Origin of the sequence: Paenibacillus sp. p3-SID867 (assembly GCF_025142895.1) — a bacterium.
In the GTDB taxonomy this organism is placed as follows: Bacteria; Bacillota; Bacilli; order Paenibacillales; family Paenibacillaceae; genus Paenibacillus_AQ.
Genome location: NZ_JAMBDM010000009.1, coordinates 93,750 through 120,048 on the forward strand (window position 1 = coordinate 93,750; position 26,299 = coordinate 120,048).

Consider the following 26,299-nt stretch of genomic DNA (forward strand, 5'->3'; position numbering starts at 1 on the left):
AACCCATGGCGACTGCCGAAATACGACTTACGATCGTACATCTTGGAATGTTGTTTCGGGATTGGCTTCCTTCAACAGGTTCCAATAGGATTCCTTCGGAAGATGGTTCTCGTCGAACACGAACGGCCAATTTTTACGGCCCCTTACCGGAAAATGATCCAGCCAGGTATAATCGTCCGCCGCGCCCCAGAAGGTTACGGAAGTTATGCTGCCGCTGTACTCTTTAAGCAGCCGGAACAATTGTCCGTAACGCTCCGCCTGGCGTTCAAGCATTTCTTCCGTCGGCGCCGCCAGATCGGTCCGCTTATCCTCATGCGCGAAAACGGATATGTCAAGCTCCGTTATATGCAACATCAGGCCAAGGCTGGCATATCTTTCGATGGCCCTGCGGATATGATCAAGCGATGGAAACTCCAGATTCCAATGAGCTTGAAGTCCGACGCCGTGAATCGGCACATCCTGCTCCTTTAATGATTTAAGGAGCTCGTAAATCTTCTCCCGCTTCTCGGATACGGATTCGTTGTAATCGTTATAAAACAGCAGCGCTTGCGGATCTGCCTCGTGCGCGTATTCAAATGCCTTGGCGATAAAATCCTCCCCGATCGAAGCAAGCCACGGGGAGGAACGAAGAAGTTCGCTTCCGCTGTCAGCAATGGCTTCGTTCACGACATCCCAAGCATGGATATCTCCGCGATAACGGCCAACCACCTCATCGATGTGCGCTTTCATCCGCGCAAGCAGCAGCTCGCGGCCGGCTTTTCCGCCGGAGCTGTTTTGAAACACCCATTCCGGCGTCTGATTATGCCATACGAGGGTATGTCCTCGCACCGCCATTCCGTTCGATTTGGCAAACGATACAATCTGGTCGGCTTGCTCGAATGTATATACATCCTCCGATGGGTGCAATCGCTCGAATTTCATTTCATTTTCCGCCGTAACGCTGTTGTAATGGTGCGTCAACAATTCCTTTTGAGTCACCATCGTGATCGGATTCACGGCAGCTCCGATGTTGAAGCTATTTCCAAAGGCTTCATGAAGCTTGGGCAGCTTCTCCACATTCATTCTCATCATTCGGCTTTCTCCTCATCACGTTTTTTTCGGTAAGCGGCATTGAGCTATAAAATTGTTTATCCATAATGCTTGCTCGACTCTGCGGTAACGTCTGTTTATAACTCGGTCTTCGCCGCCTCAACAACGGCCCAGAACGCCGGTTTGGGCTGATGTTGTTGATCGAACAGCAAAGGCGCATTGGTGCGTGCGACCGGAAAACCATGAAGCCAGGTATGATCGTCGGCGAGGCCCCAAAAGACGACACCGCTAAGGATGTCCTTGTTTTGGCGGAATGCCTTAAACAACTCGCCATATCGTTCGGCTTGCAGGTTTAGGATTTCTTGCGGGAGATCTTGGCCGTAATCGCTGCGGTCGTTCCAGGCATAAATGCTCATGTCGAGCTCGGTGACGAGATTGTCGAGGCCAAGCTCCGCGAATTTTCGCATCGACGTGATGATGGAATCCACCGATGGACCATAGATGTCAATATGCGTCTGATGTCCGACACCGTCGATCGGAACACCTTGCTCCAGCAAATCTTTCACCAGCTGAAACAAACGGTCCCTTTTCACAGGGTTATCCGTTCCGTAATCGTTAATATAGAGCTTCGCTCCAGGTCCTCCGGCTTCCCGAGCCGCTCGAAAAGCCGTTGCGATGTAATCGGTACCGGTAATTTTATACCATTCGCTCGCGCGCATCCCGTCCGGATCCCCGGGTTCAATGACTTCATTCACCACGTCCCATGACGTAATCTCGCCCTTATATCGGCCGACGATCGTCCTTACGTGGGTATCCAGGCGTTCCAGCAGCAATTTTTTGTTCGCTTCCTGGCGCTTGGGGTCTGTCTCATCCACCATCGGCTTGCCTTCCGCATCTTGGAAAAACCATGCACCAACTTGGGTATGCCAGACCAGAGTATGGAAACGGACTTGCATGTTGTTCTCCTTGGCAAATTCCACGATTCGGTCGGCGTTCGTCCATATAAACTGGCCTTCCGATGGCTGGATCGAATCCGGCTTCATTGCGTTCTCCGCCACCAGCCAGCGGACATGCTTCTTCAGCAGCTCCGACGATGGGCCGTTGGTCTGATTCGGTTCGATCGCGGCGCCGATCGGAAAATCCTCCTCAAAGAGTTCATGCAGCGAGGGAATATCTTGCGCTAAGGACTGTTGTGTCTTCGGCTCGGTTGACGCCGTTTGGTTAGTGCCCGCAGGGGATTCGGCATTCGGTTTCCCGTTCGACGCTCCGGAATCCCCTCTTAGCTCCGCTGCTTCTTCCCCCGGTTTTCCTGGAGCCTGACTTTCGGCGGGCGGCTTGTCACGGCTGCCCATTTGGGGCAGGATTAACAGGACAACGACGGACGCTGCCACCGCAGCAGCCACCGCCGTGACCACCCATCGGCCGCGTTTAGGCATACGATGCAAAGCATGACCTCCTTTCCACTTCGAGCAAGCGATAGGGATCCGGTATCGGACCCGGCCCGAATATATCATAACCTCATATTAGCGCTTACATATTATTGAAACAACCTGCCAAATTTGGGATCGTTCACCCGTCCATTCTCCGGTTGCCAATGTTCCTTACGCTTACCAGGCCCCCTATATTTCAGTAAGAAGTAAATATCGGTTAGAAATATAAAAATCGGCACATTGTGATTCGGGTTTCCATTCCCCATAATGTTAACAAACCGTATGAAAGCGTTATTACAACGAAGTTGGGGGGAAGCTTTGTGCACGATGTTCTGTTTGTTGATCTGCAATCCCATGATGAAGCAACACCGGAAATCCGGCCGGATTGGAATGAGTTGAGATGCTCGCGGCGCCGCTGCGTCAGGTCCTCCTCGTCCGCCATGCAATTCATTGCTTTGGAGCCTTACACCTTGGTGATTATCCATGCACTCGGTTCAGATTCCGAAGGTATGGAGTTATGCGCAAACATCCGGTGCGTAAGCCAGGTTCCCATCATTGTTACCGGAGGCAGCACGGATTTTTATTGGACCCGGAAAGCCTTGCAGCTGCAAGTCAACGATTATCTGCCTGCACCGTTCACGGTCGAAGAGCTCAACACTTGCTTGCGGACGATCTCGCCGGCAACCCATTCCGGTGACGGGCATCCGGATAATAGATTGTCCCATGTCCATGCGGAAAAGGAGGATCAGGTCATTCAAGAGGTCAAGGAATATTTGAAGGATTCGATGTACCAAAACATCACCTTAAAAGAAATTGCCGAGCGGATGCATTTCAACTATTCCTACTTGGTGCAGAAATTCAAGTTTCACGAGAAGATGACGTTTAACGAATATCTGCTGCAGCAGCGAATGGAGAAAGCGAAATTCTTGCTGACGCATACCGGCATGAAGATATACGAAATTGCTGATGCGGTGGGATACAACGATATGGACTGGTTCTATAAAAAATTCAAGTCTTATGCAGGAGTAAGCGCTAACATGTATAGAAAATTGCATGGCTCCCGTACGGTTCCCGTTGCCTCTGGCCAGCACTAACTTGTACGTACATTTTCACCTGAAGCACCTAAATAAGGCGCTGCTTGACTCGCGAGCGCCTTTTTAGCTTGCCATCATCACGTTATGAATGGACGGGCTGTATATATGCAATCACAGCTCAAATTGCCATGCTTCGAAATCAAATAACTTCTGATCCTGCTTTCCGGTAAATACGAAGTAAAGATGATGGATGCCGGATGCGCCTGAAACTTCAATGGATATTTCCTTACGTGGTTCGGCACCGGATTCTGGCGGTACGTTCACTGTGCCGATCCGTTCTCCTTCCGGATGGTCCAGCCGAAGCTCCAGGCTTCCTCCTCCTTCCACTCCCGAGACCCAAGCCGTAAACGCAGATGCTCCTTTTCCGAAATCAACATTGGCCACTGCGATCCAATCCCGGTCGTGGATGTCCGTGACCGCCAATATCGTGCTGTCCTGCGAGTCTTCAGCAGCAGTAGACGGATTGACTTGAATTCCGGCATTCCATGCCATCGTTACTGCCTCCGTTCGCTGGAAGGGATTGTGCGGCTGGATCCCCTTCACGCCTTCCATGTCAGCGTCTATCTCCCGGATGGTACCGTCCGTCTCGAAATAAACGCGGTTCAGATGGGTTGAGCGATAGCCTTTCGGAACTCCCATGGACTTTGACAACGTTTGGGCGTGATAGGCAATATACCAGTTCTGTTGGAACTGAAAGATGGCGTGATGATTATTCCCTCCGACCCCGAAGAAATGCCCGGGATTTTTCAAAATGGTCCCTTGATACGTCCATGGGCCCATCGGATGCTCACTGACCATATAGGCGATTTCGCCGGGAGGGGGACTGTTCTCCGGCCGCGTTCCTTCCGAGAAATTGGAGCAGTACGTATAGTAGTACTTTCCGTCAAATTTGTTAATCCCTGAATCCTCGAACATATAAGGAGCCGGAATCGTGACGGCTTCGCCAAGCACGCTGATCATATTGTCGCCAAGCTGCATGACGCGAGCCGTATTCGGCATTTCGGCTTCGCCTTCCGGAATGCCGCCGCCAAAGTAGATATAGGCTTTCCCGTCGTCGTCAACGAGCACGGCGGGATCAAACAGCCACGTGACACCTTCCACGCCCGGCGTGTTTCTTGTGATCAGCGGCTTTCCGATCGGATCCGTCCACGGGCCAACAGGGCTGTCGCTCATCAGCACGCCGATGCCGCTGGCATTGTTGGCAAAATACAAAAAGAAGCGGTCCTCGCCGTCAATCACCTTATGCGCGGCCGCTGGCGCCCACGATTGCGTTGCCCATGCGGCAGCGCCGGTCGGTCCTGCGACCTGGATTGCTCCGTGATCGGTCCAGTTGATCAGGTCCGAAGAAGAGATGACGGACAGCTTGTTGATCGTGCTGTAGCTGTTGTCCTTGACATTCCCGTCATCGTCATACTCCAATGCGTCGTACGTGTTATATAAATAAACACGTCCGTCAACTACCAGCGCATAGGGATCCGCGCCGAATTTATGGGAGACGACCGGATTCCCGTTCGGCGGAATCTTGCCGATTGCGGCCGTAGCCTCCCCGCGGGTGCTATCCGCATCCCGGCTCGCAACATTGCCGCTGCTTACCTGGCCCATCATTTCAGTTCCTGATTTGCCGGGTTTGATTTCATCACTCATCTTGTCACTCAGCTCCTGGTTAAACATTTTTGGATCGTCTTGGCCACGACTCGCTAGGTTTGCAAAAACTACGATTATGCAAACGAAAGCAAATACGGTAGATATGACCAGTAACGGCTTTCCGGGCTTCATCCCTGAACACGCCCTCCTTCATCGTTACTTGGTGACCTGTCATTCCGATCTGGTCAGTCCCATCGCGGGTCGACATGAACGGAATTGTTCGTAAAAAGTGTACCTTTTGGTAAGCAGGACAACAACCGGACATTCCATCTGAAAACACCGGGCAAATGACAGGTTGCCTGCCTATTTTACAAGATGGTCCCGGTACTCCTGCGGCGTTAAACCCGTCGCCTTTTTGAAGAAGCGGGTGAAGGAATGGGCGGCGTCGTATCCGACCAGAGGCGCCACGTCCCTTACCTTCAAATCGCCTTCCTTAAGCAGCTCCTTTGCTCTCCGGATTCGGCACTTTTCGATATATTCTGATATGTTGATTCCCCGTTCTTGCTTGAACAAGCGCGATAGATAGGACGGATTAAAATAATAGCGTTCGGCAAGATGCACAAGGGTCACGTCCTGATCCAAATGCTCCTCGATATATTGGCATACCCGATCAATAACATGCGCCGTTTTGCCTCGTTCATCCATTCGTTTGAAAGCGAAGATGTCTTCGGCCGTTCGCCTCAAATACCGAAAAGCTTCCATCATGGATTCATGGCCTTCCAAGTCCAACAGCTTTCCCCGTTCACCGGTCGGATCCTGAAGCCCTAGCCGAGTCAGCTTCGCATACAGCACAAGAGCAATAGAATAATAAGCTTGGGCAGCGTGCTGATGATGATCGTCTCCGTTCAGCACGAATTCCGACAATTGCTCCAATTCATTCATGAATTCGTTCTCCCTTCCGGCCTCCAAGTGGGCTTCCAAGATGCCCGCCTTATGGCTCGTCTCCACTCCTTCCTTGCAGTGAGGCGCCTGGGAAGAGTCGACTTGATCCTTCAGAATCATCGGAATCCCGTCGCCCATCTTTAACTGCTGCAGCCTTCGCAGACGTTCATACTGCGGTGTCACATCCTCCCACCGGCAAAGGAAGCCGCTTATGGTGAACGATACGGCAAGCCCCAGAGAATCAAGGCAGGCTTCCTGGATAAGTTCAAGCGTCCCTTCCAAATAAAGAACAAGACGATCCCCGGATGGGTTCTCGGACCGAGGCTGAAGCATCCATAATAAATCCCCGTGTTTGTCCACGACGCCGATGCTGCGGACATGCTCCTCCATAAAAGAATTCCATATCAGCCGTACCGATCGATGGCCATTTTTCTTTTCTGCATACGCTTTGCCTGCTGAATAAGCTACGCGGCCAAGAGCCAGCAGCACAGGGAGTTTCGGATCCAGCCCGATGTTTAGGGTTCGGAAATCGTCAATCATCGCTTCGCTATCCGCTCCAAACAAGCTGCTGTCCGCTACGAATTGCCGGAAGTACTCCCCCTGCTCCATCCACTCCAGCGCTTCGATCTGCATGCGGGATTGCTTGAGCCATTCATTCATGCGGTTGCCGCTCTCGATTTCATCGATAACGTCCTTCACGACCTCCATGACCTTATCAAAGCCTTCCGTCTTCAACAAATAGCGAACATTGGACATCTGAATCGCTTGATAGGCGTAATCGAAATCACTGTAGCCGGTCAGAAAGATAATTCTGGACCTTGGCCAGAGAGCCCGGATGCTCTCCGTCAATTCCAATCCGCTCATACCCGGCATGCGTATGTCCGTCAGGACGATGTCGATTCTCGTGCGCGACATCCAATTCAGCGCTTCCTTGCCGGAGTATGCCCGGCAAACATCAAGCTTCTCGGGCATCCATTGATGAAATACTTCGTACAAACTGTTCGTTATAATCTCTTCATCGTCGACGACCAGCAGTCTATACATGTCCATTCCCCTCCGTCAGCCTGATTCGAATTTGGACCCGCAGTCCGTTCAATGGACTTCTTGAAAGGACTAATCCGCTGCTTTCCCCATACGTCAGGGCAATGCGCCGATGGATGTTGATGAGGCCCGTCACTTCAGGGGATTCGGCGGATTCGGACGTCCGTTCAAGCCGCCTGTTTAGCGCTTCGATTTCGTTATTCGTCAGCCCGTTCCCATTTTCTTCGATCACGATGGAGGCTTCGTCATCATCTAAACGAAACGCTACACGCAGCAATCCTTCATCCTGCATTTTTTCGAGGCTGTGCTCATAGGCGTTTTCGATAATAGGCTGAATGATCAATCGCGGCACCTTGATGGTCTCCATTTCCTTCGGCAGCTCCCCGAATTCTACGCGGATTCGCCTTGAAAATCTGAGCTTTTGAATCTCCGTATAAATGCGGGAATGCCTCGTTTCTTCCAGCAATGGAACGTTGTCCGCATCATTGCGGGTAATGAATCGAAAATATTCTCCCAGCATGTTCGTGAACAACTCGATTTGCGTGACATCCCCCGTTTTGGCCAGGGAGCTCAGGATGAAGAAGCTGTTATATAAAAAGTGGGGATTGATCTGGGATTGGAGCTGTTTCAGCTCCGCCCTTTGCATCATGAGCTTGTGCCTGAAATCCTGGTCAATCAGATGCTGCAGCTTGATGAGCATCTGATTGAATCGATCGTACAAATAGCCGAACTCGTCCCTCTGTCCGTGCCTGATCCGGATATTAAACATGCCATCCTCCATTTTTCTGAAGCTTTGGACAAGCAGAAGCAGCGGCTTATGAACCAATTTGTACGTCGAAACCGCATAGATGGCAATCGCCAAGAGGGTCGTGCCTGCAAACAGCCATGCCCAGACATAAAATTTACTTAACGGCCGTTTCACCGCCTCAGTTGGCAAGTACGTAAACACGGATAGGTCCAGCTTGTCGGAATACACCTTGTCGATCAAATACCTGCCTGTGCCGATATTCAGAATTTGACGATTCGCATGTTGGATGGCCTGCATGGCCTCTTTCATTAAACGATCCGCCTCCTCATGGCTGGCCAGGGCAAAGCCGGACGGCTCGGAGACGATAAAAGCCCCGCTTTCCGGATATACGCTGATTTGCATCAGGGATTCCCTGAGTTTGCTCGCATCCAGTTCGATCTGAACGATCAGAAGCGGCTCTTCCCCTTTTCGAGCTCCGTATTTGGCCGCCACAAGATGGAAAGTATCGTCGATCTGCAACAGTCTTTGATTGCCGCTCGCCTCTCCTGCATAAACATGGTTATACCGTCTCGAGTCGAATGCATTCATCGCGGTCATGGCCGAAATCGTTTTATCCATGCTGCGGATATGAATGAATACGTCTTTTATGTAGACACTGCTGTTTTTGATGGATACCAGCCGCGGCAGCAAATAATGCAGGCTTGCTTTTCTTTCGACCGTGCTCATCATATCCCATGTCAGCACCATTTTGTTCAGTTCCCCATCCTGCAAAATATCGTATTGCTGAATTTCCAGCCATTCGATTTCCCGGTTCAACCCGTCCAGGTAAGCCGAAAGCTGCGCTTGCGTATTTTTGGATATTTCCTGGCTAGCGTATTGGTAACTCCAGTTATACAGATAAACACCGAGAATGATAAGCGGAAGAATGACGAAGAGATAGGTAGCGACCAGTCGAATAAAGATGGTATTACGAATGGAATTCACAGGTAACTTAAGCAATTAAACTCCTCCGATGTGTGTCAATATGCGTGTTAATCGGCCGCCTGCCGGCCTTTAAAGCCAACCGTGCGGGTGCGGCACATTTTTTATGGACGGCTTTTTTTATCCTCATGCCATTGATTCACTTCAGCCGTAATGTCAGCACCGCCAAGCCGATACCATTCCTCCACGAACCGGTCGAATTGTTCTACGGGCTCGCCGAGTATGATATTGACAAAATAATCATGCTGAAGATTGTCCAGAATCGTTTGTTTTTCAATCATCGTTTCGGTCGGCGCGCCGGCAAAAGCATCGGACAACAACTGATGGTTATCCTCGTATTGGTCGAGAATACTCATCGCACCGGAAAGCCCGTAGATCTTCTCCCAACCCCAGCCGGATTCGCCGTCTTCTGTCTTATCCAGATATCGATCGATTCGGCCTTGTATGAATCCCGGCTCGCCCTGTAACTGAGACGTCGTGCCCTGACGACGCGCTTCGGTGATTTGCCGGTAAGCCTTGAGGTTTTTATCAGCCGGGAAAGGAGTCACGGGAGACAGTCCCCACACGGGCATGACATTGTTGTAGTAAGTCTCGTACTCTGCCGTTTTGCCCCAGTTTTTTTCAAGATGCAGATTGAACATTTTGAGAATCGCTTCCGGGTAAGCAAAATCCTTTCTTACGGCGTAAAAAGAACTTGTGGTAAATTTAAGCGGAACCTTTGGTGCTATGCCCGAGTCAGTAACAATGGGAAAAGCTTGCCACTCCGCATCCGGATCGCCGCTTCGGCTGGACTGAAGCAAGAATGCTCCCCATTGCTCGCCATAGACCATGCCGATCTTCCCATCAGCAACAAGCTGTTTGGCTTTGCTTCCGTTTTTAAAAATGAATTCACTGTCGATTTCATGATGGCGATACATATCCTGAAGCGCCTTGAGCGCCTGTTTCACTTCAGGCTGAATGCCTCCGTATACGAGCTTGCCGATCTCATCTTCAAGCCATATGTTCGGGTAAGCTCCATAACCGGCCATGAATCCGGTTAAGCCCATGACGGGGTCCCACAAATATTGGGTAGCCGCTATTCCATAGGTGTCTTGTAGGCCATTTCCGTCGGGGTCCCCTTCTGTAAACGCTTTCGAAATTGCCAGGACGTCATCCATCGTTTTCGGTGGCAACAGATCCAATCGGTCCAGCCAATCCGTTCGAATCCACAGAAACATCGCCTTTTCAATGGAGGAATCGGTCTCCGGGATGCCCATCAGCTTGCCGTCGATCATGCCGGATTCCAAGGTACCGCTCCCTTCTTGGCGGTGAACTTGCTGTGTCAACGGTGAAGCATATTCCTTGTAAATCTGCGTCAGATCCTGAATCAGTCCGGCGTGGCTCAGCTGCCTGAGCTGCTGGGCATTGACCTTGACGATATCCGGAATGTCCCCTGAAGCCAGCATAATATCCAGCTTTTTGTGGTATTGTTCGCTTCTCACAGCCCATTTGTATTTGATTTGAATGCCCAGAACTTGTTCGTACAACTGACTCCAGCGATTGTCCTCCAGCGTTTCATCAGGCAATGCCTTCAGAATATCTTCCAAGCCGTCGCCGATTTCTCTCACAAACGTGACTTCGATCGGAGGATGATAAGCGCGTAATGACTTATCGCTGTATACGCCCTCCCCGCGTGTTTCCGGCCCTCGATTGTGGTCGATACCGCTGCTTTGGTGACATGACGCCAGTGTTGAACCAAACAGTAAAGCGCTTAGCATGACTTTGGAGAAGTTCTTTACGATGATCAGCAACAGAAAACACCCTTTCCTATCGATTAATTGTATTATTATACTTTAAAGGCCTCGGCCCACAATAAACATTTTTTTACTTCCTATCCCGTTATTTACGTGTTGCTCGTATGCAAACAAAAACCGCCAACCCCTAGATTCGGGGTGGCGGTCTTCAACTTGAAATGTTAACCTACGATACCCGTACGCTCGATACTTTCCACGAAATATCGCTGAACGAACAAATAGATGACGATCAAGGGAAGGATCGCCAGCAAAATGCCGGTATCCTGCACCATGCTCAAATAAAAAGGGTCTGCCTTCGACGGATCGCCGCCCAGCATAATGGACAGGTTGTACGGCAGCGATGACAGCTGGGTGGACATGACTTTGCTTGAAGTCAGATACGTCGTCGTGTAGAAGCTGTCGTTCCACTGCCAGACGAAGGAGAACAACGTCGTGGTAATGATAGCAGGAATCGCGTTCGGCATCATGATGCGGGTAAAGGTGGTTCCGACGCCCGCGCCGTCAATATAAGCCGCCTCCTCCACTTCCTTCGGAATGCCTCGGAAGAATTGCCGGAAAATAAAAATGTACAAACCGGCTTTAAGCGAATTGGCGGTCAGCGAAGTCAGAATGAACGGCCAATAGCTGTTCAACAGATTGACAGACTTGCCGGTGAGGAGCGGAATCAGGCCCATCAGCGTAAAATCCTTCAGATTCAAATAAATCGGGATGAGAATCGTGGTGGGGGGCACGAGAATCGTCAGGACGACACAGGCGAACAAAAGCTGGCTGCCCTTGAACTTCAAACGGGCAAAGCCGTAACCCGCCAGCGCGCAAGAAGCGGCCGTCAAGACCGTCGTCGTCGCGGACAGCGCAAACGTGTTGAACAGCGTTTCCCAGTAATCCATGATGCGGATCGCATCAAGGAAATTGCTCATCGTGAAATTTTCCGGAATCCATACGACGACCGGTGAATAAAGATCGGCCTTGTCTTTGATGGCCGTCGAGATTTTTTGCAGAATCGGATACAGAATGACAAAGGACAGGCCAGCGATCAATGTTAAACGTATGAAAGACCAGAGCCATCGTTTCCAGCTTTCGAGCGATAGCCACCGAGAAACCGACATTGCATTCACCTTCTTCTATTCATGGTAAAAGACCTTCCTGGATACAAAGTACGTGCTGATCAACAGGATGACGGAGATAGCCAGGAAGTAAATCCAGGCCATTGCTGAGCTAAGGCCGAAATCGAATTGGACGAAGCCCGTGGTCTTGATTAAGTCTGTCAGCTCATTTCGGGAGAACGAGTCGATAATCGTATATATCATGTTGACCAGAATCAGCGGGCTGACCATTGGAAACGTGATTTTCCAGAAGGCTTCATAACCCGTAGCTCCTTCCATCTTGGACGCTTCGTACAGCTGGGGGGATATCGTCTGTATGCCTGCCAGGAAAATAAGGATCTGCACGCCGGATTGGCTTACGATCTCATAAATACGATCCACGGCTCCCGTTAAATAGTTTACGATCGTCTCGCTTACGCCGGCCTGAAGCATTAATCGCTCGAGTTCAAAGCTTCCCAATGCGTTAATCAGCCCCCCGGAACCGGCATTCTGATCATTGATCGCCTGAACGAGGCTGCTGCTTTCCAGGGTCAGAATGACCCCGGAAGCAAGAATGACGGGCAGGAAGAATATCGATCGGGCAAAGGAACGGCCAAGGAACTTCTGATTCAGGACGACGGCCAGAAACAGACTGAAAATAACGATCAGGGGCACGTTCACCGCCATGTTCACGATCGCCTCGGTCAGCATCCGGTTAAAGCTGGTGTTGACCGTAAAGGCAGTCACGTAATTTTTCATCCCCATAAACGTAATGCCGATTCCTTCGGAATTTGCCGTTACAGTGCTAAAACTGTAGATTAGGGAAGTCAGCAAAGGGATCAGGAAGAAAAAGATAAAGCCGAGCAGCCAAGGCATCACATAAGCAACGCCCCATAATGCCTTCTGTTTCCCATAGCTTCGCTGCTTTCGCCCAAATCGCTGGGTTATGGATTTCATGGCGCTTCACCACCCGTCACATAACTTTCGGCTTCAATGGTTACGCCGTCTATCGTCACCGGTGCACGATTGTAATTCACGATGACGTAAACGCCACTCTCGTATGTCGTCTTGAACACGCCGTCAGCCAATTCGTCATGCCCGAAGATCCGCTCATGGCGAACCTTTTTCAGAAATGCATTGACTTCCTCATAGATGCGGGCGGCCTCGTCGATCCATAACGCGTAATTGGCAGAGAACAGTTCGTTATGCTCTGTGTCCTTTATTTTGTGATTAGGTTCATAGAACCATTGAAAATACACGCCAGCACCGTACTCCAGGCACTTCAAAATATATGGCTTGGCATCGGTATACGCGGACAGATTGTAAGGCGCTCCCGTGTAATCGATATGCCCGCGGATAACCATTTGATAGAACGGAATTTCCGCGTCTTCGATTTTAAAGCGGCTGCTAGACATGGGCGCATGGGTGATATCGGTTAAGAAAGGCAGTGCATAAGCGTTTCCTCCGTCAGCCATGACCTGAAGATTGGCATCTGAAACCTTGTTCAGCGCATCCAGAGATAGCTGCTCGGACTCCGTACGGTCAATTTGACGATGCTTGCGAAAATCGCTGTCCAGCTCGGCGGCAAGATCACTCAGCGAAACGCCAATAGCGCCGTATTTTCCATAATCCTTTAACAAAGCTTCCGTGTAGCTACCTATGAACCGCGGCGATATGACATAGGCCGGCGAATCGGTCCGATCCCGCCGATTCAGCGCCGGATTGAAGGAATAGATCTCTGCGGGGATGCCTCGCAGCGTTCTGGACGCCTCCTTCGCCTCGTTGAACCCGGAACCGGACAACGCGGTAAGGATAGAGACATCCGGATACAGCTTTACCCCATTCTCGTTCGCATAGGAGAGCAGACGCCGAAGTCCCTTCTCTCCTCCTACCTGTTGATCAACGGAGACGCTGCCTGGAACCTCATGATCCAGCCCTTTGTTGAACCAGCCGCTATATTTCAATTTGATGTCATGGATGCCTCGCTTGCCCATCTCTGTCAGAATACTTTGCGCTTGTTCGAACGTTGTGAGCGGCTCCAGCGCCCGATACGGAATTCCTGCAAAATGCTTTTTCTTATAAATGCTTCCTACGAGCTGAAGATAGAACGGCATATTCTCTTCATTCCTCTCGGCAATTGCCGGGAGGCCTCCCTGTTGCTCCAAGTAATTCCTGTAATAGGCGGCGAGTCCCGGATAGGAAGCCGACTGCTTGCCCACGAACGCATACCGGACCGAAAAATCGCTTCGCATCGGATTCTCCTGGAACTTCGGGAGCGAGCGCTGCTGGCCGTTCGCATCCAGGCTTAAGTCGCCTTTGTTGATTACCGTGAACGTCGGGTAGACGTAGTTATAGCTGTTCAGCCTGCCGCTGACGTCGGCATTGATCGTCGCGGCCGGAGCCCCTTCCTCGATGATGCCGATAAATGCCCCGCCTTCACGGATGATGCCGAACACCGGCAGCCTGACGTCCTGGCTGCTGTCCGCCGTTTCGATTCCGCTCATCGTTCGGTCCATTCCGTACACGCTCTGCTGGTAGGAAGGGTACCGCGTCTTGCCGTTATTAAAATGGATCAGCGCTCCCGATCCGTCCGGAACGAGGATTGAGCCCTTATCCTCCGCCCCCCCTGCACCGAAGAAGCTCAGGAACGAGATCGTGTTCACCGGATATTCAGCGGGGAAATCGATGCTGGAAACCGGAAGCTTGGCGATCAGACTGTCGCCGTCCAGCGTATATTCGATCGAGGCGTGAAATACCCGCGGTTCAGGCTTGGTCTGATCCAAATGGTTCTCCTCGATGTCCACCAACAAATCGTCCTCGGTATATCCGGCATCCTCAAAGGCTTTAAGCGCACGCTCCAACTGCAGACCTTTGAGAGCGCCGTCGGACCGGACATACACCCCTTGCTCGGCATCTTCCGTGTACGCGATTTTCAGCGTTCGCTGGCCGGCGCTGTCCAGCTTGCTTAACAGGTTCTGTTCAAAGCGGGACTTGCTGATCTTCTTGGGCATGTCGTCAATCGTTTTTTTGTCCGTGCCGAACCGGTAGTTAACGCGAACGCCGTTTGGGATTTCCTCCATGCCGAGTTGCTTGTAAGCCGCGCTGTCGGCGTGCGAATTGACCGAATTTATCTGTCCGAAGCTGTTATAAAAGTCAAGCTTCAACTGAGAGGACAACAAGCTTTTGTTCACGCCCGCGGCCAGCGGATCCGACTGATGGCCGGGGGTATTGCTGTGCCAAATTTCGCCGCTTGCCTTATGCACGACGGCGATCCCCCCCGTCTGATCGTCCGCTAGCAGCTGGAGCTGATCGTTCTCGGCAATGCCTTTCATGCCTTTGACGCTCGGATTGACGAACGATGACTTAAGGGCTGCTCCCGGCGTGAAGCTGTTGGCGGGCCCGTTGCCTTCATCGCCAGCTGCCTTTTCCGGTCCTTTATCCGTACAACCGGCCATAATCAGCGCCGTCAGCACACTGGCAGCAAGCAGCATGTATTTAGCGAAATTGCCCATCTTTCCTCCTCCTTAAGTTCTCATGACCAATTCTTGATAGATGACGGAAATAAAGGCCACGATCTGTTGGACCAAGCTGAAAAACAGCAAACTGATAAAAGCCATGAACCCCATGGCGACCAGGGTCAGCATCATAATTCCGATCGTTTTGGACGGGGAAAACTGATGCACCGTCATATTGCCGACAAACAGCAGATAAACGAACCAGAGAACCGCAACGGAGTTGGAAAAATAATAGAATGCGGTCTCTTGCAGCGAAACGAGATTGCTGAGCCAAATCCATGGAAACTGTATGATCACGAGCGGCAGGAGCGCGAAGCAGGTCGACGTAAAAATTTCGACGAATTTGCCCTCCCCGTCCATCAAGGTCGTAAGCGACCAGTTGGCCACGCACCAGAACAATATCGGCACGATCACATATACGATTTCCATGACGCTGTTCATGCTCTCAGGATTGTACACATGGACTAGAAAACCGCTGTACTGGCTCCCCAAAATGTTCGTAACGGCAACCAGGAACAATACGCAAAACGAGATGATCAACGTGAATTTTCGGTTGCGATCGTATTTCAGGTCCCAATAGCCCTCAAAGGGATGAACCATGAGATTTAGGGGAAACCGAATCCAGTCCCTGCTCATGCGGAAGCCCCCTTTCTTCGTTCCTTCACTTTCCGAAGCCTGGACGCGGCAAATATCCCGATTCCGGCCAAGAACAGCATGGTCATGATCAACGGAAAATGTTCCCTCATGACCGCTTTGCGGTATAGCAGGAATGCTTTCGAATAGTTTTTCTGATCCAAGCTGCGTTTGAAATGCATCATGGCACCCTTATAATCGCCTTGACGAAGCAAGGCTTTGCCGATCCCCGCATAGGCGAATTCCAGATTGGTATTCATGGCGATCGTTCGATTAAACAACGCAAAAGCGGTCTCTTCCTCGCCACGATAATAGCTTTTGACTGCTTCATTCAGCGTTCGACCGTATTCAGTCGTTCGGAAGACGGTAATTTCGCCAAGCGCTTTATCCAGCACTAGAAAATCCACGCCGATTCGGTCGATGGCGGCCGGCGTATGAAATTGACCCATTTGGTTTCCCAGCCCGCCGAACACGTACATCAGATGTCCGTCCCCGTTGTAAGTGAACACCCGTCCCCGCTTGCCATCGAGAACGGAGTAAATCTCGCTGTCGGCAACATCGATGTCGATCAGCTTAGAAGGACCTTCGCTGCTGAGGTAAAGAATGTCGCCCTGCGGGTCGGAATACCCCGTTCTTCTTAAAATATCGCTGCCTTGCGCATTAAGCTTCTTAATGTTATTCCCCCACTGGTCCCCGTTCGTGGCATAGATGAACCCTTCCGGGTCAATATCCAGATTCGTAAACTCCGTAGGCGTAAACATGACCATCTGGCTGCGCTGCGCCTTGGTCGAGATTTGCTTCCAGAAATATTCGATCGGATCGATATAAACGCGATTCGCGCCGATGAAGGAAGTAAACGCCCCTCCGGCATCGAATTCCATGAACCCGTCAAACACGCCGGCAGACATGACATAAATTCGCTGCGCATGGTCCATGACGACCCGCACGGGTTCGAATTTAAACGAATCCTGCAATAGCTCCGACTCCGGCGAATCGATGATCTTGATCAGTTGAAAATCCGAATCCAAGTGAACCACCCGCTTGTTACCGGTGTCCGCTACGAGCACCTCGCCGTCATCGGTCACGAAGATTCCTTGCGGTTGTAGGAATGTATCCGGCTCGCCCTCTCTTGTGAAGGAATCCACGGTGGTTACCAGCTTTAGATCATGGTCCAGCACAACGATCCGATTGTTGCCGGAATCCAGCACGTATACGCGATTGTCGGCGGTGACGTGGAGATCGCTCGGCTCTTGGAAAGCTCCGGTCCCCAGATCCGAGCCGCTTATCCATTCAGTCGCTACATAAGCGGCCGGCGCTGCCGCAGCATCGCCCCAATAGGAATAAATATAGGAGTCCGAGGCGCTCTCGGCGCTTACGTTCCCCGCTCCTGCCCCAACCCCCAATATGCAGCAGATCATGATGAGGAGAGGCGTTTTCAGTTTGCGCAAGCTGTTCATCAATCTGACATGCCTCCTTTCTAGTCCTTCATCCCTGAAGTGGCCATCGTCTGCATGACACTGCTCTGGGAGATGATAAAGAGCGTGATGGGAACGATCATCAGGAGCAGCGCAACGGCCGCGCCGACGCCGGCTCTTGCGATTCCGCCCTCCGTGATCTGTCCGAGCGCGAAGTGTAACGTCTTCAGATGCTCGCTGTAAATGAAGCTGCCCCCATCGCTGCCCCAAAGTGCCGGAAATTGTAAAATCATCAGCGTCAGCCAGGCAGGCTTCACGTTCGGCATCACAATGGACCAGTAAATCCGATATTCGCTGGCCCCGTCGATTTTGGCTGCCTCAAGCAGGGCATCGGGAATCTGCTCCATGAATTGCTTCATCAGAAACAGCCCGAGCGGAAATGCCAAGGAAGGCACGATGATGGAGGCATGCGTATTGATCCAACCCAGCCAAGACATGACCATATAGTTGGGAATCGCCGTAACATGGGGCGAAAACATCAAGGCGAGCACCACAATGGAAAACAGCGCCCTTGAGCCGGGAAACCGGTATTTGGCCAGCGGATAGGCTGCTGCAGACGCCAGCAGGATATGTCCGGCCGTGCCAATGATGGTGATCAACAGCGTGTTTACGAAATAACGAGATAAGGGCACCCACGAATTCCCCATTAACACCATCAAATCCAGGAAATTATCCATCGTCGGATTGTTCACAAAGAACCGCGGAGGGAATATGAACAATTCGTCCAGCGGTTTGAATGCGTTGTTCACCGCGTAAATCAAGGGCAATGCCATGAAGGCTCCGAACAAGGCGAGCAGCGCAAACAGCAAAATGCTAACGGGCAAAGAGCGGTTCAGCGTTCTCGGCAGCCGGAAATATCGAATCATTTTCGCAGCCAACGTTACTCACCTATCTTTCTCAACATTTTTTGCGTTAATTTGTTGGTTCCGACCATCAGCAAGAACAGGAACGTCGCAATGGCCGAGGCGTAGCCGAGTTCGAAGCGGATCGTGCCGAAGTCCATCAGATGGGTAACAATGGTGTGCGCCGCATAGTTAACGCTCGGAAACCCGGCGAGCGCGATGGAGATATCCGCGACGGCAAATGCGGTTGTGATCTGCATGACGGCCCCGAACATCAGCTGCGGCCTCATGGACGGCAGCGTAATATACCAGAGCTCCTGCCAGCGATTTTTGATGCCGTCCATCGCCCCGGCTTCGATCAGCGACTTGTCGATCGTTTGCAGGCCGGCGATAAACGCCAAAAAGCTGGTCCCCAGGCTGAGCCAAAGCTGTACGATAATCACGATCCACAGAATATAGTTTTCATTCAGGAGCCATTGAATCGGTTCCAGGATAAAGCCGGCCTTCATCAGAAACCCGTTTAAATACCCGTAGCTGTCACCGGAGAAGATGATGAGCCAAATGAAATAAACGTTGCCCGATATCGAAGGCGCATAAAAGACCAATGTCATGAACGCCCGCACTTTTGGCGACAATTCATTAATGATCCAAGCGAATACAAAACAGGCGATATAACTGACGGGACCGGTAATGACGGCGAACATCAGCGTATTTTTCAAGGCGATCATAAAGATATCATCATTCAGAAACAGCCTCGAATAATTTTGCCAACCGACGAACCTCGGAAATTCCAGCATGTTGAAGTAGAAGAAACTTAGGGCAAAGGAAAAGACCACCGGAATGACCGTAAACAGAAAGAAAATAATCATATACGGACTCATCAGCAAATAATAGTGCTTGCTGCGCTTCAACTCTGTTATGAAAGAGACCCAACGGCTGTTCTTCTGCACATTCGCTTCGGGGCTCTTTACGGTTTGAATTACTGGTTCTCCTTGCATTGACTACCGCACCTCCCCTGTTAATATGGCAAATTGAACTCCTTCCGCTTGATCTCGATTTCATCGTTAATGTACAAAATATAATCGGATAAGGCTTCGCGCGGATTTTCGCTGGCATTTACTACTTTCCTGAAAGCATTGTCCAAATGCCGGCCCGTGAAATATCCTCCAGGCACCTGCGGAATGCCTCGTACCCACCGCCATTGGTTATCCAAATTCCGATAATCCTTCACCGGCCATGGCAGCTCCTCCAACGCTTCGATGTTGGCCGTCGGATAGCGGGCAGCCTCTCCCATCAAGCCTTCCATTTCTCGGCCATACGCAATTTGCGTCTCCTTGTCGGTCCACCACTTCAGAAATTCCCAAGCGGCCGCTTTGCTCTTCGAATTTTGAAGCAGCATGACGGCGGTCGTATGGCTGGCAACTTCGTGGTTCACGGTGCCGTCCTCGCGTTCAGTCCCCGGCACAATCGTGAAATCCCACAACCCCTTAATCTCGGGGGCCATCACCGTCAGCATGTTGTACGTCGTGTAATCCGCAATCCCGATCGGCATTTCCCCGGTCCGGAAACGGTTCGGGAAATCCGCTTGCAGCGGGAACTTGTAGCTGGTATAGAACTGCGTCCACTTCTTGAAGGCCTCCATGGAGATGTCGGAGTCGAGCGCACTCTTCGTATCGTTATCGCGGTAAAACTTCCCGCCGTTCTGGTACAGCAGCATCGCGAACGTCGCATTCGGGACCAGGCTTGCGTTGGTGGCTTCCAGCGGCAAATAAAATTGCATGTTGTGCTTCTGAAGCACGGAAATCATGTCATAGATTTCTTGCCAGGTCGCGGGCGGCTTCATGCCAAGTTCCTCCAAAATATCCTTGCGATAGAACAACATCGGGAAGGTCTGCTGCTCAGGCAAGGCGTACACCCCGCCGTTATATTTGTAAGGCTCCAGCCCGCTGTCGCGGAATCGGGTGACCACCTCTTCGAAATCATCGAATTTCGTTAAATCGGCTGCAGCGCCCCTCATCGCGTAGTTGACCGGCACGTCCTCGCCGATTTGCATGGCGACATCCGGACCTTCACCGGCAAGCGTGGCTGGCAGAAGGATATTTCCCGGAACAAGCCGGAGATGCACCGGAATGCCCGACTCAGGCGTAAACGTGTCGTCGATCAATGCTTTCAGTACTTGCGCCTGATCGCGTCCGGTCGTTATCCACACGGTAATGGCATCCTCTTCATCGCCGGCGTTCCCGATGGTGTCATAATCTTCCGTATACGAAGCTGCGTAAGCGCCTAACTCATGGCCCGCGACCTCGAGAAACGACGCGTCCGGTTTGGGCAGCTTGCGATCCGGCGAATGAACGATTAGATAATCAAGCGAGATGGGCTGCTCTTTAATCTGCAGCATCCAGGTTCCGAGACCGCCCACGTTCACCTTATACGTATCCAAGCGCTTGGCGACGGTTTCGGGATTTTCGGCGAGCTCGTTCAGCTGGTGCACCATTGAATGCAGAACGGCCACCTTGTCGCTTCGCTCGCCTGTCGCTTCTTCCAGGTAATCGGCCACGCTTTGAATGATTTCGGCCTGCTCGGTGAACACCTCCACCATATCCGGAATCCGCTTCTCCAATTGATAATCCCGGAACGGATCCGGCGTATTGGAGGTGATCATTAATATTTTGCGGTACATTTCGTTCAGCTCCAGCACGCTGGATTCAATCGTCTGCAAGAGCGGCGCGATCTCGCCGAGAGACACCATCATTCGGATCCGATGCGTCCCTTTGGTGAAATGGAATAAATAAGGTTCTTCCTCGCCCAGCACGTTCATTTGCCAATCGCGGTCATAATGAAAGCGGATTCGTTTCATTTCCTCAAAGGGAAACTCCCCGTCGATCATAAGGCTTCGTGTGGCAAACACGCCCCGGAGCTGGTCCTGCTTCTGCTTCAAGGCGATTTGGTACAAACCGTCTTCTTCCACCTCGAACTCCCATTCGATCCATTGTCCCGGCAGCTTCCAGTTAACGCCTCCGATGGTGTTGATTCTGATTTTGGAAACGTCGTACGGCTCAACGGTCGGGCTGGATCTGTCGGAAGTAGGATACAAGGTCGGAGACGATTTCCGCTTGGCATCCTCCGCCTGGATCAGAATGTACTGATCCCGGGTCGGTTCCAAGCCCCCGGACTCATATTCATTTGCCAGCTCCTCGTAGGCTTTCAAGGCATGATCCTGGTACAGCTCGATATAATCAATCGCCATCGGTTCCCGCAAGGACGTTAGCGTAAACTTCTGCTTGCCCTTGTCAAAATAAAAGGAATACGGCTCATCATAGTAGCCGTACCGATCGGAGAGCGGCGCAAGCTGCCAGGAAGGCTGCTCGATCTGCCTTGGCCGCAGATCGTTTCCGCGGTTATCCTGCCTGATTACCTCGTCCCGGTTTCCCCATACCCTGTCGAATAGCACGATATCCGCTCCCTTGAAAGGCACCTTGTCATTGATAGAGAATTGCCTTTCGATCGCCGAACTCTTCCCTTCAATCGGATAATATCGGATCCGGACATGGTATAAGCCCGGTTCTTCCACGTTCACGTCCCATGAGATGGAGCCAACCTCTGGCGTGATCACGGATTTCCCTTCGGAGCCGTGTAATTTCTCCGCGATCTCGAATCCCTCCCCGGAGGTTGATACAAAGGATTCGCCTTCGATGCGGACGATGCGGTCCGGGCGGCTCGCCGATGCATGGGCGTCTAAATACTGGCTGTACCCGTCCTGCCCTTCCGTTTCTATGACCGCTTCAAAGTCGGAGGTCGCTTGAACGAAGCCTTGGTTTGTCGATTTCGAAGGGTAGAAGGCCCATAGAGACAAAAAAAATAGGACGATGACAAGTATGGCGCTACCGAAACGCTTCTTCCTGGTGTTCAAATTCTCTCCCTCCCATACGGTTAATCCATCCAATGACAGTCCCTGCCGCAGCAATGCGCTGCGCAGGGACGATCGGTTCTTCGGCTAATGTTCAAGGTTACTGACCATATACTTCGTCGATAGCCGCTTGGAACGTTGACTTGTATTTCTCAACAACGGTGGAAACGGATATCCCCTCATTCAGCTCGCCGACGAAATCGTAGTACTTCAAATTCGGGAATGTATTGTGGTCAAGAATCATCATGTTTGGCGCCACCATTTTGGCGTTATTCAAGTCGTCTTCGCTCGAGAATAACGTTTCGTACGAGGCTTGGTCCGGATAGTCGTATACGGAATCAATGTCGTTGATTTTCTCCCAGATATAAAGCAGCTGCTCCGGATTTTCGACTGCTTTCGGAATGGTAAGCGCCTGGAAGAGTGCTTCGGCAGAGTGGTACTCTGTTGCGTTCGGCCCTTTCGGAAAAGGTACGAAGCCGATGTCGTAATCCGGCATATCCGTCTGCATGCCGCTCATCTCATGGAGGGCACCGGCGTACATTAATGTATTGCCTTGACGGAAAAATTGGCCTGGCTCCGTCCAGTCGCCGCCCTCGGTCGGTCTTGCTATTTTCTCGGTAGCAATACGGGAAATGAAATGAAGTGCATCCAGTGTTGCAGGATCATCGAGATTTTGCTTATTTTCTTTGGTCAGACCCGTATTGTTGGAATACAAGGCATGATCCATAAGCGAGGAGTTTGCTAGCCCCCAAGTGTCCGACTTGCCATCGTTGTTCGTATCTTTGTTGGCTTCTTTAGCCACTTGTATGAATGTTTCCCAATTCCAGTTGTCTTCGTTCACGTACTCTTGAAGCGGCTTTAAGCCAAGTTGGTTCATAAGTGTACGATTGTAAAAGATGCCTTGAACCAGATTTGCTTGATTTTCGGTGAATCCGTACCCCCTGCCTTCATACGTGTAGTATTCGCTCGTAACCTTTTGGTTAAAGGCAATGGGATTTTTGGTGTATTCGTCAATCGGCCAGAGCAGATCCTGTTTAACCAAGGTAGGCACCGTATAGGTTTTGCCAAGGCGAACGATATCACCGATCGGCTCGCCAGCGAGCAGGGAAGCGGTAACTTTCTCTTGGTACTCGCCGTAGTCGATGGCCACGTACTCCACTTTAAAATTATGCTTTTGCATCAGGTCTTCAAGGTTCTTCTTGCGCTGGATATTGTCCGGGGTATCCTCCGGAATCGTCATATCCCACCAGGAGACGACCTTAATCGTCTTACCGCCTAAATCAAAATCCATTTCCGGCGTTCTGTAGACTTCCTCTTCCTCCTCGCTGTTGTTCCCCGTCTCGCCAGGTTCCTTCGACGTACCGTTGTCGGTGCCGCTATTCGTCTCCGATTCCACGGTTTCTTGGGTGCCGCTGCTCGGGTTGCCCGAGCCACCGCTGCAGGCTGCAAGCAGCAGAACCAATCCTAATAACAGAACCATTAATTTGCGAACACGCATCTTTAATCCCCCTCAACGTTTGATGTTTGGTCCAGATTCATCCAAAGTTTAGCGCTTACATTTCCATGCAACAACCTGGGGAAATCGGGATATTCTACCCCTGAAACGCTAGAAGGACGCCTCCTGCAACGGCTTGTCCGCCGATCTTTTTCAACCCAAGCTTTGCAAGAAGTAAAGAACGGTTAGCAATGCAAAGAAAAGCACATTGTGGAAAAGGAGCTTCGGACAACATAATGTAAGCGTAAACATTTTATTGATATTCCGCTTATTGCAATATACGGGGAGGGAGTCATCATGTCTAAGTTTCTGTATATCAATCTGGGCTGCTGCTCCGATGACATGCTTCGCCTGCAGGATTGGGACAAATGCGGGATGAACATGGAAATCTGCGATGATGATTCTGAGGCATCGCTGCATCTCATTGAAGAGAATGGCTATTCGCTGGCGGTCATCAATATGAACGGCAGCCCCAAGAAAGGGCTGGGACTGTGCGGTCGGATCCGGAGGATAAGCCGTTTGCCCATCATTGTTGTCGAGGATACCATGGAATTTGCCTTCATCCGCAAAGCGCTGCAGCTGCAGGTAAGCGATTACGTACCGAGCACGTTGCCGGCTGAAGAACTGGTTAAGAGCGTAGCTGCTGTTGCCAACCAACGCCGCACTGAGGATGGCGTCATTCACAGGGTCAAGGAATATGTGGGGAAAAAGCTGCACGAAAATATTACGCTCAAAGACATTTCAAGTAAATTCCATTTCAACCGCTCCTATCTTGGCCAAAAGTTCAAAAACTATGAAAATATGAGCTTTAACGAATATTTGTTCATTCAGCGCATGGAAAGAGCGAAAATGCTGCTGGAGCAAACGGATCTGAAGATTTACGAAATTGCGAATGAGGTGGGCTATACCGAAATCGACTGGTTTTATAAGCGATTTAAATCCTATACCGGCGTAAGCGCGAACGAATATCGTAAGATGGTCGCCTCCTAATATGCCAGCCCAATGCAAATAAGTCCTTGGGTTATCCAAGGACTGCTGCCTGACCATTCGCCAGATCGCTTCATTTATAGCGTTCCATTCCGGCTTAGCCTGACGGTTCGGTATTCCTGCGGCGTCAGGCCGGTCCATTTTTTAAAAAAACGGGTAAAGGATTGCGGCATTTCGTATCCGATCAAACAACCGATCTCGGCAATCTTCAGCTCTTCCCTCTTCAGAAGCTCCTTCGCTTTGCGGAGCCTGAGCTCGTCCATATAATCCGAAAGATTAACGCCCCGTTCCTGCTTGAACAGTCTAGATAAGTAAGATGGATTGAAGTGAAATTCATCCGCCAGCCTCACAAGGGACAGATCTTCGCTTAGGTTTTGTTCAATGAAGGAGCAAATTTTATCGATTGCGCCGGCCGCCCTCTTCTGCTCTCCGCTTTTCCGGAGCGAAAACAAAACGTCGGCAACGCCTTTCAAAAAACCGAAGGCTTCCCTCCACGAACGATAGTCTTCCAGCTTCATCAGGCCGAACGAACCGATCTCACGGATTTCCCATCGATTGATATAAGACAGAAGCATAAGCGCAACCGTATAGCTAAGCTCCGTCAGCTCGGGGTCACCACGCTCGAGTTCGTACGCTGCCGGTTCGGTCAATTCGTTGAACAGCCCCATGAACTCCTCTCTTCTGCCGGCTTCCAAATGGACAGCCAGCGCCTCGAATTTTTCGCGCAAGGACCGGCTGCGGATCGAAGCGGATGACGGGGAGCCCTCACTTGGAAACACCTTCTGGACCATCCGCGTTCCGTCCCCGGTCCGATCGTACTGGTGCCGCCTCATTTTGTCGTACATGGCGGGTAATCCTTCCCAGGCAAACGCTTCGCCGCTTAGTGTCACGGCAACCTCCGCGTCAAGAGACTCCAGGCAGGATTGCTGAATCAGCTCAAACGTCCCCTCCAGAAACATGACCGTCTGTGCGAAAACGTCCGTCCTTTCCGAATCGTTCCACCGCTTGGGCTGGAAGAGCCAGATCAAATCGCCGTATCGATCGATGAATCCGATGCTGCTCGTCCGATCTGTCAAAAAAGCCTCTGCCAGAAACTTAATCGCGAGCGCAGTCTCCCGACGGTCGACATACGTAGGGGACGTTCCCGTGGATCCGGCAGACGTTACATTGCCCAGCGCGATCAGAATCGGCATCGACGCATCAAGCGGAATATGCAGGCGTTTGAAATCTTCTTCCAATTCCCATTCGAAAAGCACATTATGAAATAACAGGTTTCGAAAATAGTCCCCGTGCGCAAGCGTTTCAAGCGTATGCAGCTGCTCTTTCGACCGCCGGATCAGATGATTCGCGCGCAGCGTTTCCTCCAATTCCTTGAGCGCTCGCTCGACCGCAGCGATCAATTTCGGATAGCCTTCGTTTTTCAGCACATATTGGACGTCCGACGCTTGAATCGCTTGATAGACATAGTTGAAGTCGTTATGCCCCGTCAAAAACACGATTTTACACTGCGGCCAATTGAGACGTATCGTTTCCATCAGTTCCAGGCCATCCATGCCGGGCATGCAGATGTCGGACAATACGATATCGACCCGTGTCCGGTTTAACAACTCCAGCGCCTCTTGCCCCGAATAGGCTTTGTAAATGTCCAGGCCAAGGTTCAATTTCCCGAAAATATCCGCGAGCCCATCGGTGATGATTTCTTCGTCATCAACAATCAACAT

Annotated in this window: 18 protein-coding genes; 2 read left to right on the top strand and 16 right to left on the bottom strand. The window is 51.2% G+C overall.

Annotated features, from left to right (window positions below):
• Positions 1-27: 27 nt before the first annotated feature.
• Both M4D81_RS19220 and M4D81_RS19225 read right to left on the bottom strand, forming a co-directional pair.
• The gene (locus M4D81_RS19220) at positions 28-1,068 is read right to left on the bottom strand and encodes an endo-1,4-beta-xylanase (protein ID WP_397376764.1); all 1,041 of its coding nucleotides are present in this window, start codon (positions 1,066-1,068) and stop codon (positions 28-30) included.
• A gap of 98 nt (positions 1,069-1,166) precedes the next feature.
• Positions 1,167-2,465, bottom strand: coding sequence for an endo-1,4-beta-xylanase (locus tag M4D81_RS19225; RefSeq protein WP_311200690.1), 1,299 nt, complete (start codon positions 2,463-2,465; stop codon positions 1,167-1,169).
• Positions 2,466-2,779: 314 nt separating this feature from the next.
• On the opposite strand from M4D81_RS19225, the gene M4D81_RS19230 reads away from it, so the two are divergent.
• The gene (locus M4D81_RS19230) at positions 2,780-3,553 is read left to right on the top strand and encodes a helix-turn-helix domain-containing protein (RefSeq protein WP_260067700.1); all 774 of its coding nucleotides are present in this window, start codon (positions 2,780-2,782) and stop codon (positions 3,551-3,553) included.
• A 111-nt stretch (positions 3,554-3,664) separates the two neighbouring features.
• Here the strand turns inward: M4D81_RS19230 and M4D81_RS19235 are convergent, their stop codons facing one another.
• The 13 genes from M4D81_RS19235 to M4D81_RS19295 form a co-directional block, all read right to left on the bottom strand.
• Positions 3,665-5,329: a glycoside hydrolase family 43 protein gene (locus M4D81_RS19235; RefSeq protein ID WP_260067701.1), complete on the bottom strand. Its 1,665-nt coding sequence runs from the start codon at positions 5,327-5,329 to the stop codon at positions 3,665-3,667.
• Positions 5,330-5,500: 171 nt separating this feature from the next.
• On the bottom strand, positions 5,501-7,123 hold the full coding sequence (locus M4D81_RS19240; protein ID WP_260067702.1) for a response regulator: 1,623 nt from the start codon (positions 7,121-7,123) through the stop codon (positions 5,501-5,503).
• Complete coding sequence (locus tag M4D81_RS19245) at positions 7,116-8,867, bottom strand: sensor histidine kinase (RefSeq protein ID WP_260067703.1); 1,752 nt, start codon at positions 8,865-8,867, stop codon at positions 7,116-7,118. The genes M4D81_RS19240 and M4D81_RS19245 overlap by 8 nt, the downstream gene beginning before the upstream one ends.
• Before the next feature lie 86 nt (positions 8,868-8,953).
• Positions 8,954-10,639 carry an extracellular solute-binding protein gene (locus M4D81_RS19250; protein WP_260067704.1) on the bottom strand — a complete coding sequence of 562 codons (1,686 nt, stop codon included), beginning with the start codon at positions 10,637-10,639 and terminating at the stop codon, positions 8,954-8,956.
• A gap of 164 nt (positions 10,640-10,803) precedes the next feature.
• A complete protein-coding gene (locus tag M4D81_RS19255) occupies positions 10,804-11,748 on the bottom strand; it encodes a carbohydrate ABC transporter permease (RefSeq protein ID WP_007130188.1) in 945 nt (314 codons plus the stop codon).
• 15 nt (positions 11,749-11,763) lie between these two features.
• The gene (locus M4D81_RS19260; RefSeq protein WP_260067705.1) at positions 11,764-12,681 is read right to left on the bottom strand and encodes a carbohydrate ABC transporter permease; all 918 of its coding nucleotides are present in this window, start codon (positions 12,679-12,681) and stop codon (positions 11,764-11,766) included.
• Positions 12,678-15,236 carry a DUF5696 domain-containing protein gene (locus tag M4D81_RS19265; RefSeq protein WP_260067706.1) on the bottom strand — a complete coding sequence of 853 codons (2,559 nt, stop codon included), beginning with the start codon at positions 15,234-15,236 and terminating at the stop codon, positions 12,678-12,680. Before M4D81_RS19265 ends, M4D81_RS19260 begins: the two co-directional genes overlap by 4 nt.
• A 12-nt stretch (positions 15,237-15,248) precedes the next feature.
• Entirely contained in the window at positions 15,249-15,875 is a 627-nt protein-coding gene (locus tag M4D81_RS19270) for a Yip1 family protein (protein ID WP_260067707.1), read from the bottom strand.
• A complete protein-coding gene (locus M4D81_RS19275) occupies positions 15,872-17,332 on the bottom strand; it encodes a hypothetical protein (RefSeq protein WP_397376715.1) in 1,461 nt (486 codons plus the stop codon). Before M4D81_RS19275 ends, M4D81_RS19270 begins: the two co-directional genes overlap by 4 nt.
• Positions 17,333-17,349: 17 nt before the next feature.
• Positions 17,350-18,213, bottom strand: a complete 864-nt coding sequence (locus M4D81_RS19280; RefSeq protein ID WP_260067864.1) for a carbohydrate ABC transporter permease — start codon at positions 18,211-18,213, stop codon at positions 17,350-17,352.
• Between the two features lie 14 nt (positions 18,214-18,227).
• A complete protein-coding gene (locus M4D81_RS19285) occupies positions 18,228-19,187 on the bottom strand; it encodes a carbohydrate ABC transporter permease (protein ID WP_260067708.1) in 960 nt (319 codons plus the stop codon).
• Between the two features lie 20 nt (positions 19,188-19,207).
• Positions 19,208-22,099: an extracellular solute-binding protein gene (locus M4D81_RS19290; RefSeq protein ID WP_260067709.1), complete on the bottom strand. Its 2,892-nt coding sequence runs from the start codon at positions 22,097-22,099 to the stop codon at positions 19,208-19,210.
• A 97-nt stretch (positions 22,100-22,196) separates the two neighbouring features.
• A complete protein-coding gene (locus tag M4D81_RS19295; RefSeq protein WP_260067710.1) occupies positions 22,197-23,594 on the bottom strand; it encodes an ABC transporter substrate-binding protein in 1,398 nt (465 codons plus the stop codon).
• A 294-nt stretch (positions 23,595-23,888) separates the two neighbouring features.
• Between M4D81_RS19295 and M4D81_RS19300 the strand changes: the two genes are divergently transcribed.
• Positions 23,889-24,581 carry a response regulator transcription factor gene (locus tag M4D81_RS19300; RefSeq protein ID WP_260067711.1) on the top strand — a complete coding sequence of 231 codons (693 nt, stop codon included), beginning with the start codon at positions 23,889-23,891 and terminating at the stop codon, positions 24,579-24,581.
• A 74-nt stretch (positions 24,582-24,655) separates the two neighbouring features.
• Here M4D81_RS19300 and M4D81_RS19305 read toward each other — a convergent pair whose 3' ends face one another.
• Entirely contained in the window at positions 24,656-26,299 is a 1,644-nt protein-coding gene (locus M4D81_RS19305; protein WP_260067865.1) for a response regulator, read from the bottom strand.

Coding starts and splice junctions, on each gene's coding strand:
- M4D81_RS19220 (WP_397376764.1), bottom strand. CDS start 1,068: ATGAGAATGAATGTGGAGAAGCTGCCCAAGCTTCATGAAGCCTTTGGA.
- M4D81_RS19225 (WP_311200690.1), bottom strand. CDS start 2,465: ATGCCTAAACGCGGCCGATGGGTGGTCACGGCGGTGGCTGCTGCGGTG.
- M4D81_RS19235 (WP_260067701.1), bottom strand. CDS start 5,329: ATGAAGCCCGGAAAGCCGTTACTGGTCATATCTACCGTATTTGCTTTC.
- M4D81_RS19240 (WP_260067702.1), bottom strand. CDS start 7,123: ATGTATAGACTGCTGGTCGTCGACGATGAAGAGATTATAACGAACAGT.
- M4D81_RS19255 (WP_007130188.1), bottom strand. CDS start 11,748: ATGTCGGTTTCTCGGTGGCTATCGCTCGAAAGCTGGAAACGATGGCTC.
- M4D81_RS19260 (WP_260067705.1), bottom strand. CDS start 12,681: ATGAAATCCATAACCCAGCGATTTGGGCGAAAGCAGCGAAGCTATGGG.
- M4D81_RS19265 (WP_260067706.1), bottom strand. CDS start 15,236: ATGGGCAATTTCGCTAAATACATGCTGCTTGCTGCCAGTGTGCTGACG.
- M4D81_RS19270 (WP_260067707.1), bottom strand. CDS start 15,875: ATGAGCAGGGACTGGATTCGGTTTCCCCTAAATCTCATGGTTCATCCC.
- M4D81_RS19280 (WP_260067864.1), bottom strand. CDS start 18,213: ATGATTCGATATTTCCGGCTGCCGAGAACGCTGAACCGCTCTTTGCCC.
- M4D81_RS19285 (WP_260067708.1), bottom strand. CDS start 19,187: ATGCAAGGAGAACCAGTAATTCAAACCGTAAAGAGCCCCGAAGCGAAT.
- M4D81_RS19295 (WP_260067710.1), bottom strand. CDS start 23,594: ATGCGTGTTCGCAAATTAATGGTTCTGTTATTAGGATTGGTTCTGCTG.
- M4D81_RS19300 (WP_260067711.1), top strand. CDS start 23,889: ATGTCTAAGTTTCTGTATATCAATCTGGGCTGCTGCTCCGATGACATG.
- M4D81_RS19305 (WP_260067865.1), bottom strand. CDS start 26,299: ATGTTGATTGTTGATGACGAAGAAATCATCACCGATGGGCTCGCGGAT.